This window comes from Paenibacillus sp. P4_A7 (genome assembly GCF_056402455.1).
On sequence record NZ_JBFUHJ010000103.1, the window covers coordinates 1 to 15514 of the forward strand.

Annotated in this window: 15 protein-coding genes; 12 read left to right on the forward strand and 3 right to left on the reverse strand. The window is 44.2% G+C overall.

Going from position 1 to position 15514, the window contains the following annotated elements:
* Nucleotides 1-185 (forward strand): ROK family protein (locus AC1DWN_RS14925; protein ID WP_477559691.1); only part of this gene is annotated, 185 nt, incomplete at its 5' end.
* Nucleotides 186-293: 108 nt separating this feature from the next.
* Here the strand turns inward: AC1DWN_RS14925 and AC1DWN_RS14930 are convergent.
* Nucleotides 294-1199 (reverse strand): helix-turn-helix transcriptional regulator, encoded by a 906-nt coding sequence (locus AC1DWN_RS14930; RefSeq protein ID WP_477559692.1) that lies wholly within the window; start codon nucleotides 1197-1199, stop codon nucleotides 294-296.
* 253 nt (nucleotides 1200-1452) lie between these two features.
* On the opposite strand from AC1DWN_RS14930, the gene AC1DWN_RS14935 reads away from it, so the two are divergent.
* Entirely contained in the window at nucleotides 1453-1725 is a 273-nt protein-coding gene (locus tag AC1DWN_RS14935; protein ID WP_477559693.1) for a hypothetical protein, read from the forward strand.
* 171 nt (nucleotides 1726-1896) lie between these two features.
* Here AC1DWN_RS14935 and nagZ read toward each other — a convergent pair whose 3' ends face one another.
* Nucleotides 1897-3171: a beta-N-acetylhexosaminidase gene (nagZ, locus tag AC1DWN_RS14940; protein ID WP_477559694.1), complete on the reverse strand. Its 1275-nt coding sequence runs from the start codon at nucleotides 3169-3171 to the stop codon at nucleotides 1897-1899.
* Between the two features lie 365 nt (nucleotides 3172-3536).
* Nucleotides 3537-4406 carry a helix-turn-helix domain-containing protein gene (locus AC1DWN_RS14945; protein WP_477559695.1) on the reverse strand — a complete coding sequence of 290 codons (870 nt, stop codon included), beginning with the start codon at nucleotides 4404-4406 and terminating at the stop codon, nucleotides 3537-3539.
* Nucleotides 4407-4537: 131 nt separating this feature from the next.
* Here AC1DWN_RS14945 and AC1DWN_RS14950 point away from each other — a divergent pair, with 131 nt between their 5' ends.
* The 10 genes from AC1DWN_RS14950 to yqeH all read left to right on the forward strand — a co-directional run.
* Nucleotides 4538-5617, forward strand: coding sequence for a Gfo/Idh/MocA family protein (locus tag AC1DWN_RS14950; protein ID WP_477559696.1), 1080 nt, complete (start codon nucleotides 4538-4540; stop codon nucleotides 5615-5617).
* A gap of 47 nt (nucleotides 5618-5664) precedes the next feature.
* The gene (locus AC1DWN_RS14955) at nucleotides 5665-6501 is read left to right on the forward strand and encodes a sugar phosphate isomerase/epimerase family protein (protein ID WP_477559697.1); all 837 of its coding nucleotides are present in this window, start codon (nucleotides 5665-5667) and stop codon (nucleotides 6499-6501) included.
* 1003 nt (nucleotides 6502-7504) lie between these two features.
* Nucleotides 7505-8011 (forward strand): stage V sporulation protein AC, encoded by a 507-nt coding sequence (gene spoVAC / locus AC1DWN_RS14960; RefSeq protein WP_477559698.1) that lies wholly within the window; start codon nucleotides 7505-7507, stop codon nucleotides 8009-8011.
* A 1-nt stretch (nucleotide 8012) separates the two neighbouring features.
* Nucleotides 8013-9026 (forward strand): stage V sporulation protein AD, encoded by a 1014-nt coding sequence (gene spoVAD, locus AC1DWN_RS14965; protein ID WP_477559699.1) that lies wholly within the window; start codon nucleotides 8013-8015, stop codon nucleotides 9024-9026.
* Nucleotides 9027-9032: 6 nt separating this feature from the next.
* On the forward strand, nucleotides 9033-9383 hold the full coding sequence (gene spoVAE, locus AC1DWN_RS14970; RefSeq protein WP_477559700.1) for a stage V sporulation protein AE: 351 nt from the start codon (nucleotides 9033-9035) through the stop codon (nucleotides 9381-9383).
* Nucleotides 9384-9522: 139 nt separating this feature from the next.
* Nucleotides 9523-10479, forward strand: a complete 957-nt coding sequence (locus AC1DWN_RS14975) for an AAA family ATPase (protein ID WP_477559701.1) — start codon at nucleotides 9523-9525, stop codon at nucleotides 10477-10479.
* Nucleotide 10480: 1 nt separating this feature from the next.
* The gene (locus tag AC1DWN_RS14980) at nucleotides 10481-11731 is read left to right on the forward strand and encodes a DUF58 domain-containing protein (RefSeq protein ID WP_477559702.1); all 1251 of its coding nucleotides are present in this window, start codon (nucleotides 10481-10483) and stop codon (nucleotides 11729-11731) included.
* Nucleotides 11728-13983, forward strand: coding sequence for a DUF4129 domain-containing transglutaminase family protein (locus AC1DWN_RS14985; RefSeq protein ID WP_477559703.1), 2256 nt, complete (start codon nucleotides 11728-11730; stop codon nucleotides 13981-13983). Before AC1DWN_RS14980 ends, AC1DWN_RS14985 begins: the two co-directional genes overlap by 4 nt.
* A 109-nt stretch (nucleotides 13984-14092) precedes the next feature.
* Nucleotides 14093-14617, forward strand: a complete 525-nt coding sequence (locus AC1DWN_RS14990) for a YqeG family HAD IIIA-type phosphatase (RefSeq protein WP_477559704.1) — start codon at nucleotides 14093-14095, stop codon at nucleotides 14615-14617.
* Nucleotides 14614-15514: ribosome biogenesis GTPase YqeH (gene yqeH / locus AC1DWN_RS14995; RefSeq protein ID WP_477559705.1), on the forward strand; the 901-nt coding region annotated here is incomplete at its 3' end. The genes AC1DWN_RS14990 and yqeH, both read left to right, overlap by 4 nt.

A 15514-nucleotide genomic window follows, 5' to 3' on the forward strand; every position in this document is an offset into this window, starting at 1 on the left:
ATCCTGAATTGATCGTTATTGGCGGCGGCGTTGCTGAAGCGGGTGATAGGTTGTTTGAAGGAATTAGAAAAGAAGTGAACAAAAGAACGATACCTTCGTTTATGGAGGGCGTACGAATTGAAGCTGCGTACCAGGGTAATTTGTGCGGTATGATAGGCGCTGCTCTGCAAGTGTGKGAATACTAGTAAACCGAAAGCTCAAAATCCAATTTGATCGTGGATCTTAAGCTTTTTTATTTTGGATTCAGTTATGATTTTATTAAAGGTTTAATTTTTCATTCGTACTGCTTTATACTATAAAATTTTAGATAATTTGCGGTATTCCGTAGCAGAAATGCCCTCGTGTCGGCGGAAAATCCGACTGAAATAATGAATATCTGGATAACCGACTTGTTCCCCTATACTTTCTATCGTTAATACAGATTCGCGAAGAAGCTTCCTAGCTTCACGATGTCGAATAGATTGCACGAATTCGCTTGGCGGCATGCCGGCTATTTGTTTGAAGAGCTTAGCTGTATGATCGACACTTAAGTTCAGCTTCTCTGCAATCGCGACATTTGTCCAAGTAAAGGATGGTGTTGTTTCGATTTGTTCCATTAATTCCAAGAGTTTGCTGCCATGCTGATTAGCATGTGAGAGCGCTCGTGATGTAGGACTTCGCAGTAGATGTGTTAAGATGTTCAGCATTAATGCTTTACATACAAGCTCATACCCCAAACGGCGCATCGTGAATTCCTGGACAAGCTGCTCCATAAATTGTACGCATACGAGAGATGGCGTGTAAATGGGTGTTGAAGATAAAGGGGGAGAAGCATCGGTATAAGCTTCAGAAGCGAACTTATCTACCTGAATGGCTAATTCATTCACAATCATATCAGCCTCTGTATGGATATCGAGTTCATCAAAGAAATCAAAATGAATGCCAAGAAAACGCGCGTTTGGTCGAGAAACTACCTCATTTTTATGAAACACACCAGAAGGTAAAAAGATAAGCTGACCCGCTGTAATGTTATAACGCTGAGCATTCATATGAGTAACGGCTTCTCCTTGGCAAACATATAACAGCTCAAAGTCGTATATTCTCCTTTCGGCCAAAGAGCCGGTTGCCATGCGTTGGAACTGAGCGTAATGGATACGGGGGGACCATTCACGGAAGGGAGCTTGCCGTTGAAGTGGATAGATCATATGTGCAGCTTTCAATTTGCAGCCTCCATTCCTATATAAATAAAGTTTGAATGACGGAATCATCCAAATAATCGCGTTATAGTCAGAAGAATTCATAAGATTAACATTAATTATACATGTATTATTGCATGATATCTAAGGATAAGCAATATGACGGAATCGGTACAATGAAGAAAAAACATTATTCGACTTCGTACTTCGACAGCGTTTTGTTATGGCGATGGATATACTGAAAATGGGATTATTTAACTGACATCGGAGGGGTTTCATGAATCAATTAAGTTTAAGGAAAAGAGTTTTGTGGTTTATTAATACTGAAATCGAACGTATATTAACAAACCTTAAGAGCGGAGCAGTGAATAAGGAGTATGCTTTAGGAAGCTTAAATACCCTGTTTCAAATTGCCTCGTCTACAAAGGATTCTGATTCAATGAGCAGTCTGTGCAAAATAATTGATAGAGTTAGAGCGTCAGACCATAGGACAGGTTTATTCTATTTAACTGAAGTGCGTCAAGAGTCCATATCATTAAACAATGCATAGTCTATTTGCGACGCGTTAGATTGTAAGCTGAAAGCTGTATTTTTTGAGCGTCAGCGTTAAGGCGGATATATCATATGAAAAAAAGCTGTAAGCATCGTTTCGGAGCTTACAGCTTTTTTTTGGTTTACTTGTCGGCGATAAGCACAATTGTCGATATCGTTCTTTCATCCATTATTTCTTTGCTTTCCCCATGTCTAATGCTGCATGTATATGACTGTTCACCTCATCGACGTCGATAGATTCGTTCGGAGCATTCGTGATCTTGTATTTTTCCTTCAGTTTTAAGATTCGATACACGCTGTCATCCAATCGTGCGGTAGTTAATTCACCGCTTTCCACACCTTTTTTTAAGTTTTTGAGAACGGCCACCTGCTGATCGAAATTATGACCAACTAAAACAATATCGCTCCCAGCTTGCACCGATTTAACAGCGGCTTCACCAATTTCATAGTTTTCAGATATACCACCCATCGTCATATCATCCGTAATGACAACTCCGTCATAACCGAGAGTGCCCCTTAGTAAGTCGGTAATCAATGTACTGGAAAGTGAGGCTGGATTTTTATCATCTATTTTTGGAAGCAACAAATGGGCGACCATTATGGCATCTGTCTTCTGTTTGATAGCTTCTACGAACGGCAGCAGCTCGAAAGCTTTAAGGTCATCCAGACTTTTTTGTATGACAGGAAGCGCAAGATGAGAATCAACGGAAGTATCGCCGTGACCGGGGAAATGCTTGACGACTGCAGCGACTTGCTGCGATTGAATCCCTTTCATTACTTCAATTCCGTGTCGAATGACGGTTTCTGGATCAGCACCAAACGCACGGCTGCCAATGACCGGATTTTTTGGATTGCTATTGATATCAAGAACAGGAGCGTAATTCAGATTAAAACCAAGTGCACGCACCTCTTGCCCTAACACTTGTCCGATTTGATTGGAATATTGCGTATTATTAACTTGCCCGACTTTCTTTGCAGTTGGAATCGAAGAAAACTCCTCTGGCATCCGATCGACCTTCCCGCCTTCCTGATCAACGCTTAACCATAAAGGCTCGATATTCCCTTGATTAGCAACTTTTAATTGGTTAAGCAGCTTTAAAGTTTGATTGGCGTCGGAAATATTATCTTGATACAAAATAAATCCTCCGACTCGGTAAGAGGAGATGAGTTCCTCGGCATCAGCTTGCATGGAAGTGCCTTCTAAGCCTACAATCACCATCTGACCAATCTTTTCGTCGGTAGACATGCGGTCGATTTTCTCTCTAATAGGGTCTACTGGAATAGGCTCGGTGGTCTGGGTTGTAGCATTAGGAGTGTTCGGTGTAGCTGGAGAATTAGTAGTCATATCTGGTGATGAAGACTTGCTGCAGCTAATCAGCAATAAACAGAGCGAGATGAATGAAAGTACCCAAGTAATTTTTTTATAATGAATAGCTGTTTTCAAAATAGATTGCCTCCTAATTTGTATGTCTCCGATTATTTTAAATATTACCCCAAATACGATGTGGTTAAACAGAATGAATAAGGATCTATGGCAGGAAGTTAGCGATGTTTGGACTATTCCTCCGGACAAAGTCCATTCTGATTCGACTGACATAGACTATTGGTGTATAGCCTATTCAGAACCGGAAGGGGAGTAGCGCTGTGAGTAAGCGGACCTTAATGGTTGTGTCGCTTGTACTTTACGCTGTGCTTGTCATCGTATTCCTTATTGTCTCTATCGTACAATAAAACACATAACCAGCAAGGGGCTGTCTTTAAAGTAGAAGAATCTACTTTAAAGACAGCCCTTTGTCTGTAACAGAATGACTATTGTCCGCTGAATTTCAGCTTGCGATATTCCTTGGGAACAAGACCCTTCGTTTCTCTGAACACGCGTGAAAAGGTTTTATATGATCCATAACCAACCTCAAGCGCGATTTCTGACACACCCATATTTGTGGATACAAGCAAGCTGCAGGCATGGCGAATTCGCAAGTCGTGGAGAAAATGGACAAACGTTTGATTGGTTGTTCGTTTGATAACTTCGCTAATGCGAGAGACGCTCATATTGAACCTTACGGCTAAATCAGATAGCGCTAAGTCATCTTGATAATGAACATGAATATAATGAATGATGGGCCATACCAAAGCGTTTGTTTTGGAAGCGGGTGGAGTAACGGATAATGTTGGCGCTGCTTTCCTGCGATAACGGTCAAAGGTAATTAATATTTCTTTGAGCTTTACTTGCAAAAGCGTACGTCTCCAAGGCTCATTCCCCTTATATTCATGAAACATATCTTCTACTAATTGGCGCATTCGTTCATTATCGGCTCCATTAAGCTGAACGAATGCGGGTAATCTTGTACCGTCTATTAAAGTAAGTAGTCCTTCCTCTGGTCCGGGCTCCATTAATAAATCCATACTGAACATACAATTATACAAAACTAATGTGCTCCCGGGCTCAGTGAAAAGCTCGTGCACCTGATAAGGAAGCACAAAGGTGAACGTGCCGGACTGCATTTCATGTTTTGCGTCATTTATAGCCTCTGAACCTCTACCATCCACTACATAAGAAAATTCCAGAAAATCATGGCGATGCGGACGAAAGCCGTGGTACAGTTGATTTAAACTAATATGAAGAGGTGAAGAGGTGTCCTTATTTGGGTATGTTTTCAAATAATCTGGGATATAGGTCATCTTTAATTTGATTCCTCCGAAAAATTGAGACATTTCTCGAAAAACAAGCACGATTTCTCATCGTATTTATTCTATTATAACGAGTGTAGACCTATATCGATAGTTTTTGAAGTGAATAGGGAGGAAATCGATTGCATAATGACAATAAAATTAGAATTGGCATAATCGGTGCAGGTAATATCGGAAGCGTTCATGCCAGCGAATTTTCCAAGCTAAACGAAGAGTGTCAGATTACAGCTATTACTGATGTGTATTTGCCGCTTGCACAAGCAAAGGCGAAGCAATTTGGTATTGCAAATGTAGTCGCTAGTCCTGAGGAACTTATTGGACGTGAAGATGTGGATGCAGTAATAATCGGTGTGCCTAACCAGTTCCATGCACTGCTTGCTGTCTTAGCAATCGAAGCGGGGAAACATGTTCTAATCGAGAAGCCAATGGGTATTAACGGGGAAGCAGCACGTCAAATTTTGAGTGCAAGTCAAGCCTCTGATAAGGTCGTAATGGTTGGTCATCAGATGCGCTGGGAATCAGTGCCGAYGCAAATCAAGGAGCAAATCGACCGCGGAGAGCTTGGTAAAATATATACAGCTAAAACAGGCTGGTTCCGCCGCAAGGGAATTCCAGGCTGGGGAACTTGGTTTACACAAATGGATCAATCAGGCGGAGGACCGCTTATTGATATTGGCGTACATATGCTAGATCTTGCGTTGTATTTGATGGGCAATCCTAAGCCAGTATCGGTGTATGGCGCTACTTACGCACATTTTGGTCCAAACCGCAAAGGGATAGGCAGCTGGGGTACGCCCAATTGGAATGGTACCTTCGATGTGGAAGATTTGGCAACCGCTTTAATTAAGATGGAAGACGGAAGCACGCTTACGCTTGAAGTAAGCTGGGCCGTTCATATGGATACCGATAATACACCATTTGTTCATGTGATGGGCTCCGAGGGAGGAGCAAGTTATAGAGGCCCCAAAGGAAAGCTGCTCACCGAGAAGTTTAACCGGCCAATCGAGACAGAGCTTGTCAAAGCGGATAACGATGAAGGTGAACGCGCTCGCCTAAGCCGACATTTCTTAGCATGTATTCGAGAAGGCAAGCAGCCGATTTCTTCGGCATTAACTGGCTATACGAATAATTTAATATTAGATGCCATTTATGAGTCCTCTAGAACTGGCAATGAAGTGAAATTGGATTGGAATAAAAGCTAATAACGATCTAATAACGAATAACCTAAAATGAAGCAGGAGGCTGACTTATGCTTAGAGGATTAACTGGAGCAGGACTCGGACGGATTGAAAATGATGAACATTTGATTGAACTAGCGGCTGCACATGGGTTTCAGGCTGTTGATATAGACGCCGCTGGTCTGATTGCGCGTCATGGAGTTGAGCAAGCGAGGCAATTACTTGCCAGCAAGGGACTCGTTATTGGATCTATCGGTCTCCCGGTAGAATGGAGAACGACTGAAGAGGCGTTTCTTGAAGGGTTACAGAAGCTTGCTGCTTCGGCAGCAGCAGCGGCGGCACTCGGCTGTACGAGCTGCTGCACATACGTTCTGCCTTCTACTGATTTGAATGCTGCTCATTTTATGGCATTGGCGACACGCAGACTGCGGACATGCGCACAAATACTTGGCGCATACGGCATTCGCTTAGGATTGGAGTACGTTGGTCCACATCATTTGCGCACACGATGGGCAAATCCGTTCATCTGGACGCAAGAAGATACTCTGGATTGGATCGAAACCATTGGTGAAAGCAATGTAGGCTTGTTGTTTGACGCTTATCATTGGTATACGAATGGCTTGATGGTAGCTGATATAGAAGTGCTACGTGCTGATCAAATTGTTCATGTACATATCAATGACGCACCAGACGTTCCGCTTGAAGAGGTCATGGATAATGAACGTATTTATCCTGGTGAAGGGGTTATCGACTTAGCAGGCTTCCTAGGAGCGCTCAACAAAATTGGCTATAAGGGTGCCATTTCACAAGAAATTTTAACCGCCGAAGCACCCGTTCAATCTCCAGAGGAGCTTGTGCTACGCTCAAAGGCTGGCTTTGATAAAGTATACGGTGCAGCTGGTTTATAGCAATGATTCAAGCGTGAATCCTTTCGAGGATTCACGCTTTTTTGTGTACCACCAGACCCACCCAGCAAACCACCCAGCAAACCACCCAGCAAACCACCCAGCAAACCCAACTCAAGACAAAAGTAGTGCAATGTAAGTAAGTAAGTAAGTAAGTAAGTAAGTAAGTAAGTAAGTAAGAAAGTAAGTACGTCGCTGGGCTAAGGTGATTGGCGATTTGAGTGGATTTTGTACATTCAAACCCCGATAATTTCATCCTCTTATGTGTTTGAATGGAAAATATACAATCAAATAGGTTGTTACAGTCTCTTAATGTGTGAATTGGATGTTTTGATTGTATGAAATACAGTCTTGGACAAAGTCATCTTCTTTCCTGCAGGGCTAGTGTATAAGTACAACAATTTATTACTCGATGTGTCCCTCTTCGTCAACCGTTCATTTAGAGGTTGGGACGTCACGCTTTTTTCATATGAATTTTCTTAAAATAATGAGGGTACTTTTTTTGGCGGCTGATCCGTTATGCTGATTACAAAGCCTTCCTTCAATTATATTAAATCACAATGCAGAAGCTGCGGTGATTCAACTTCAATCGGATCCACTTAAGGATTTGCTAACGGGGCATTTGGTCGGTAGAGAATATAACTTGCCGGCAAAGGACGTTATGATTATCGCTCATTAGTTTTCTGCAAAACAAACTTGAATGGAAAAGCCCCAAAACGGGCTATTCAGACATATGCTGTAGGTAAAAGCCCGATCTGGGGGGAGCAGCCAATGTCCACAAAGCGGAATAAGAAGCAATCGATGAGCATTCTTGTACTCGTATTGTTTATCTTGCTCGTTGTATTATTATTCGCTATCTAATGGTTACAATAGCTTTGCCCTTGGCTGGTTATACTGGTCAAGGGCTATTTTCGTTTGGGAAATTGTTCTTTGGCTATACTTACGAATCCTGAGTTGCATAATTAATCCTTTTTTTACAAATGATTAACGAGAAGTTGCAATAGAGATGGAGGATACAGCAGTGGCGGAAAAACCTAAGAGCGGTAATACCTATAAAAAAATGTCAATGTCACCTAAAGAATATCAGTCTTTCGCGAAAAGGATGGAACCACCGCGTTCTATATTTACAAATTGCTTGAAGGCATTTGTTTTTGGCGGAGGGATTTGCGTAGTCGGACAAGCCATTCAGGAGTTGTTTGTTCATCTGCTTAAGATGACTCGTGAAGAAGCGAGCGACCCTACGGTTGCCGTACTTATTTTCATATCGGTTATTTTAACGAGCCTTGGCGTATATGACAAACTTGCCCAATGGGCGGGTGCTGGTTCAGCCGTACCAGTAACAGGGTTCGCGAACTCCATGTGCTCTGCAGCGCTTGAGCATAGAAGTGAGGGGTTCGTGCTTGGAGTCGGCGGCAATATGTTTAAGCTTGCAGGCTCTGTTATTGTATTCGGAACGGTGGCCGCATTTTTCGTTGGGATAGCCCATCTTATTCTTGGTACAGGGGGGCAATGACATGCTGCGAGGCAAACAAACGTGGTGGTTTGAAAGGCGCCCGGTTATTATCGGTGAAGCTACCGTGGTCGGACCGGACGAGGGGGATGGACCGCTTGCGGCAGATTTTGATCTCGTTCATCCTGAGCTTGATATGCAGCAGGCTAGCTGGGAGAAAGCTGAAAGGTTGCTGATGGAGCAAGCTTCAGAATTTGCGATTCAGAATGCCCGCATAGATCGTGACCAGCTCCAGTTTTATGTGGGCGGCGATCTTATGAACCAAATTATTAGCAATAGCTTTGCTGCACGCACGCTTGGTGTTCCTTACCTCGGTGTATTTGGCGCTTGCTCCACCTCGATGGAATCGCTGGCAATCGCGTCTTTGATTGTTAATTCGGGAGCAGGAACTCATGTACTGGCCGGAACATGTAGTCATAATTGCACGGCAGAGAAGCAGTTCCGATATCCAACGGAATATGGGTCGCAGAAGCCTCCAACAGCTCAATATACGGTTACTGGCGCGGGCGCAGCGGTTGTGTCATCGGAAGGGGACGGTCCGGTTGTAGAGTGCGCGACAATTGGTAAAGTTATCGATTTGGGAATAACAGATCCCTTTAATATGGGCGCAGCAATGGCTCCTGCCGCTGTTGATACGATTCAAGCACATTTTAATGATACAGGCCGCTCACCGAGTGATTATGATTTAATTGTTACTGGTGATTTGGCGGGAGTCGGACACCCAATCGCAAAGGAGTTGCTTCTACAAAACGGAGTACCTATGAATGATACTATATTTGCTGACTGCGGCCTCCTAGTCTACGATGTTCAAAAGCAGAAGGTACAGTCTGGCGGAAGCGGCTGTGGCTGCTCGGCGGTTGTCACTTACGGGCATTTGCTGAAACGAATCAAAAAGGGTGAATTGAAGCGGATTTTAGTGGTTGCTACAGGAGCTTTGCTCTCCCCTCTTTCGTATCAGCAAGGAGAATCCATTCCATGCATAGCACATGCGGTTGCAATTGGATCAGGGAAGGAGTAAGCGTTTATGATTTTTTTGTGGGCTTTTCTAGTCGGGGGAGCGATTTGTGTTATCGGACAAATCATGTTTGATGTGTTCAAGTTAACTCCGGCACACACGATGGCAACGTTGGTCGTCATTGGTGCGATAGTCGACGGCATAGGCCTTTATGAGCCTTTGGTAAAATTTGCAGGTGCGGGCGCTACTGTACCGATCACTAGCTTCGGTAATGCGCTTGTGCATGGTGCGTTGACCGAGCTTCATGATCAAGGCTGGATCGGGGTCATATCCGGTATTTTCAAAGTGACGAGCGCAGGTATTTCAGCGGCGATTATTTTCTCATTTCTAGCCGCCTTGGTCGTTAGACCGAAGGGCTAATTAAACACTATCAATTGGAGGATCCTGTGGGATCCTCCAATTTTTTTTGTAGCGAAAAGGTTTGTGCAGCGGAATGGAATTACTGTAAAATAGTAGTAATGTAATCTGGACTTATGCTTTTATAACGGGAGGTATTTAAATGGATATTCGTCCTGCAGACATGCAATTATGTGCTACTATTCTACGAAACTTAGATTCTTGTATCCTCGGCAAACAGGAAGAAATCCAAAGATTGCTTATCGCTGTCATCGCAGGTGGACATGTACTGCTTGAGGATGTGCCAGGCACCGGCAAGACACAGTTAGTAAAGGCGTTGGCGAAATCAATTGGAGGTCAGTTTAGACGGATTCAATGCAATCCTGATCTACTGCCGACTGATATTACAGGCGTATCCATCTATCACCCGAAGCAAGAAGCGTTTCTGTTTAGACCGGGACCAGTTATGGCCAATATACTGCTTGCAGACGAAATTAATAGAGCTACGACGAAGACGCAATCCGCATTGCTTGAGGCGATGGAAGAAGGTCATGTAACGGTAGACGGTGACACGTATGAGCTGCCGCAGCCCTTCGTTCTTCTAGCCACCCAAAACCCTATTGAGTTTGAAGGAACCTATACACTCCCAGAGGCACAACTCGATCGTTTTATGATGAAGCTTTCGCTTGGTTATCCCAGTGAATCGGATGAACAGCGGATGGTGTTGTCTAATGAGGGCATTCATCCTTCCGATCGAGTTGAGCCGATGATTGATATAACGGATATGATCAACATTCAGGAACAAGTGCTTCAGGTTCATATTGATGAGGCCGTGGGTAAATATTTGGTAGATATAATCCGAGGTACGAGAGAGCATGCAAGCATTATGCTGGGTGCCAGTCCCCGTGCGGCGATTGCACTGGCCAGAGCTGCTAAGGCAAGCGCTTATATCCAGCAACGACAGTTTGTTACTCCTGATGATGTGAAAGCGTTGGCTCCTTATGTACTGCCGCATCGCTTGCTGCTTCGCACCGAGGCGAGGATGAATGGTCTGCGAGCAGAGGACGTTATCTCACAGGTTATCCAGACGACGAAAGTGCCGGTTCGGCTAGAGCGATAACATGATGACGGCCGCGAGAACGATAAAAATACGCTGGCAGCTTATTGCGGTTATTTATACGATCAATCTATTCTATTTTTTGTTCCAAGGCGGCAAAACGGCATTTATGCTTTTTATTATTTTTAATATGCTTCTATTATATTTGCTGCTCGGACGGTGGAGCGGGATCAACAAAGTAAGCGGCAGCAGATCCTATTCAAGTCAAGGCGCTACCTCGCTGGATCAGTCATTAACTGCTGGCAGCTCCCTGGATGTTAATTTGAATGTCAAAATTCCTGGTTATTATCCTTTGCCATATGTTATTGTCAGAGACCAGTTGCATCGTCATAATGGGCAGAAGCTTGCATTCGAAACCTCGTTTGTTCCCAATTGGAAGCGAACGGGCCATGTCATTTACCAAACGCCGCCTCTACAGCGCGGTGAGTATCGGTTTACGCATACGGAATGCCTATCGTACGACGTGTTCGGATTGTTCGAGCATGCTGGACAATTTGGATCAGAGACGGTGTTCAGCGTATTGCCACAAACAGTACCACTAAGACAGTGGCATGGCGTTCAGCGCGGTATTCGTGGACCGTATTCTCATGCAGTTGCATCTCGTTCTGCTAAGGAAACAACACAAATCAACGGTGTTCGTGAGTATTTATATGGTGATCGCTTGTCACGCGTTCATTGGAACGCGACTGCTAAGACGGGTCAGTGGAAATCAAAAGCATTCGAGCGCGAGTCATTGCCGCGAACTCTTGTTATATTGGATCGTTGCCTAAGTGGGTATGGCGGTGAATTGGCTACTCGATTTGAATTAGCTGTATCAGCTGCTGCATCCTTGCTTGAAAATGGACTTAAAGAAGATACAGCAATGGGATTACTGTCGATTGGCGAGAGCGTGACTATGATGACTCCAAAGGCGGGCATAGATCAGAGAAATATGGTCATGAAGCATTTGACCTTTGTTGATGCGGATGCAATACATCCGCTATACAAATCGCTGCAGCGTGCTGATTCATTGCTGGAAGCAGGCTGCTTCGCTGTTATCATCACATCGGAGACTGGCGCCGAACTTATACGAAGCGTAGAGTGGCTTTCTCGCAAAGGGATTACCCCTTGTGTACTGCATATCTTATCTACTGTAGATAAGCTGAGCCACAACACCGCTTGGCAGCAAGTCATGCACGAGCGGAATTGTCCCGTATTTGAAATTCGACAGCTGCAAGAACTCCCTTCGGCACTTGAAAAGGGGGGGACAGCATGAAGAAGGCCTTTCGTTACAATTTGAAATATTTGACAATGAATTGGTATGGGAAGCTCACGTTTATTTTTGTGGCAGTCATTGTAGCTAATTGCATATCCATCTTTGAGAACTACTGGTGGGATGAGACGTTTACGATCGCGTATTATACGATTTTCACGGCACTAGCTATTGATCTCCTGCTGCCTTTGCGAAGTCGATATATAAAGATATTCTTGCAACTGCTTACAGCTATTATAATTACGATCAAGCAGGTTAGAATGGATTGGATAATTGCAAAGCCGGAACGCTGGCAGGAATGGATTTGGTGGGTGCAAGAGTATTCTTCACAGCTTCATCCGTTCATATGGATAAGCGTTGCTTTATTGTTGATTTATTTACTGTTTAGCATATGGACAGTGACACGCCCGCGTGTTTTCGGTTTTATTGGCGCAAGTATTTTTTTGCTAACAATCGCGGACTCATTTACGCCAATTTGGCTATGGGATGAGATTGGGTTTATTGTATTCATTGGGTTGTTATGGCTCGTTGCAAGCCAATTATCCAGACTTCAGCGTGAACATCCGAACAGCTGGAGAGAGCTTATTGAATATCCCTTTCAATTAATATTGCCTATCGCAGTCGTCTTAACGGTTCTTATGACTGTAGGGCTGAATATGCCTTCCATTTCTCCTATACTCCAAGATCCCTACACGATCTGGAGGGAGTCCAAAGGCGAGACCGTGCAGATCTTTCTCGGAGATAAAGGAGCGGATCTCAATTCTCCGAAAAGCTCAGGCAATGTGAGTTCAGGATATGGCAGGAACGATGATAGTCTCGGCGGCGGCTTCGATTATGATTATTCTCCAGTGATGACCGTCTCGACCAACCAACGCAGTTATTGGCGCGGTGAGTCTAAAGCCTTCTATTCAGGTGATGGATGGTTGGATGTAAAGGCTGGCGAGGATGACCAAATCGTTTCCGACATCAGTAAAGAAGCGATACTGCCCATACTTGATGATCGGCCATTAGCTAAGACGATGGAAATTAATCAAATTGTATCGATGGTTCGTAAGGACGTTTATCCGGTCTTGTTCGCCGCGGCACCAATAACGAAGATTCATTGGATTGACAATGAAGAAGCTGATATGACAAGAGGGAATCTATTATGGTTGCCTGGCTCATGGGAACTGCATTTACCGAACAGTTTGAAGCTGAGGGAATATCCGACGTCTTACTCCGTTACATCTACAGTCCCAGAGCTTGATGAGACCGCTTTAAGAAGCGCAACTGCAGGCTGGAGCGATAATTCGGCAGTAAATCGCAATAAGGTATATACGCAGCTGCCGGATACATTGCCAATACGGGTTAAGGAGCTTGCAGAGAAAATTACGGCAGAAGCTACAAATGATTATGATAAAGCAAAGCAGCTGGAAGCTTATCTGAGGCTGAGCTTTACTTATAATAACAAGCCGGACGAAACGAAGCTTACTGGTAAGAGTATTGATTTCGTTGATCAATTTTTATTTGAGTTGAAGGAAGGCTATTGTGATTATTTCTCAACATCAATGGCTGTGATGGCTAGAAGTATTGGTTTGCCTGCAAGATGGGTAAAAGGCTTTTCGTCAGGAGCACTCCCAGCTAACTCTTTTGGTCCTCAAGGTGGTTATATGGAAGAGGAAGTTAATCCATCAGGCGCGGGAACGTATACCGTTCGAAATTCAGATGCTCATTCTTGGGTGGAGATTTATTTCGAAGGCTATGGATGGATTCCTTTTGAAGCGACAGCAGGCTTCTCATTCCCCTACACGATGGTTAAGGATGAAGCAGCTCCACTGACAGATTTAGATAATGATGATTTAGATGTAACTGCGCCTGTTCAATCAGATGTGAATTCAAATGCTAAGTTTTGGGCGTACGGTTCTGCTGCCTTACTAGCAGTTCTTGGATCAGTATGGTTAATCATTCGCCGTGAGAAAATGATTGCTATATGGAGAAGGCTCCGCTTTGCCTCGTATACGGAAAATGATCGCATCGTATTAGAGATGCATAAGCTGCTGCGCATATGCAAGAAGCGTGGAATGGAGCGGGAGGATCATGAGACGCTGCGTGAAGCTATATTGCGGTGGTCGCAAAATCATAAGCGTTTACGTGAAGATCTTAGAGCGGTGCTTGATGGCTTTGAACAAGCAAAATATAGCAAAGTCGTAGCTTCAAATGAAGAGGCTGACCGATTTGTTGCACGGGTGAAAGTACTTATTGATCAGTTAAGATAATCAAATACCGTCTGCCAGCGTTTTTGGCAGCGGTATTTTTTTGCAACAAATTTGGTTTGTATGGTATAGTTTCGTAAGATAGCAGGCAGAAAGCAGAGGGATATCGATTATGTTTGAACGGCTGTTGCCGCACATGCGTGTGAATACGGTGTATGAGATTAACTTAGATGAGCTGCAAGCCAGAGGCGTACGCGGCATCATTACGGATTTAGACAATACGCTAGTTGGTGCTAAGGAGGCGTTGGCAACACCTGAGCTCGTGCAGTGGCTTGATGCTGTTCGCTCACGCGGTTTTCAGGTTGTTATCGTTTCTAATAATAATGATTCACGTGTAGGGAAGTTCGCAGCTCCGCTGCAAATTCCTTACATTCATGCTGCTCGCAAGCCAGCAAGCAAGGCATTTCGCAAAGCGCTGAATGTACTGCAGCTTCCCGCTGAGCAGACGGTCGTCATTGGCGATCAGATGTTGACAGATGTGCTGGGCGGAAATCGTATGGGCTTATTTACGATTCTTGTAGCACCGATTGCACCTATGGACGAAGGAATTATGACTCGGGTGAATCGACGTATTGAACGAATTGCTTTAAAAAGTTTAAGGAAAAAAGGTTTATGGTATGAGGGGGATACAAAGTGAGTGAACAACAGCTTAGTCAGGCATCTCAGTCATGTGCAGGTTGCGGCGTACAGCTGCAATCTAAACAACCGGAATTGCCTGGGTTTTTACCGGAAGCAGCCATAGGCCGCGAGCCGATTATTTGTCAACGATGCTTCCGTATTCGGAATTATAATGAGGCATCCTCAGTTGCTGTTGATCAGGATGACTTTCTAAGGCTGCTAGGCAGCATTGGGACGACTGACAGCTTGGTCGTGCATATTGTCGATTTGTACGATTTTGAGGGCAGCTTGATTTCTGGATTGCAACGTTTTGTAGGTAACAATCCGGTACTGCTCGTCGTTAACAAAATTGACCTGCTGCCGAAAGCGATGAATGTTAATCGACTTCGGAATTGGGTACAGAAGCAAGCCAAGGAAGAAGGATTGCGGACAGTCGATGTCGTACTTTGCAGCGCGAAGCGCAATATGGGCTTTGAGCATGTCATTGAAGCTCTTGAACAGTATCGGAATGGTCGCGATGTTTATGTGGTCGGTGCAACAAACGTAGGGAAATCTACGCTAATTAATCGGCTTATTCGCGATTACAGCGATATGGAGCGTGAATTGACGACTTCCAGGTATCCTGGAACGACGCTTGATGCGGTTCATATTCCGCTTGAAGATGGGAAAGCGATTATAGATACACCAGGAATCGTATATTCCACGCGGATGACTGAGGTTGTGCCGCGCAGCTTCTTGGCTTCATTGCTGCCGGACAAGCCGATTAAACCGCTTGTCTATCAATTGAACTCCGGCCAGACGCTATTTATTGGCAGTCTAGTTCGATTTGATTTTGTTGAGGGCGATCGTCAATCCTTCACCTTCTATATTTCTAATGCTCTAAATATTCATCGTACTAAGCTTGAACGGGCGGACG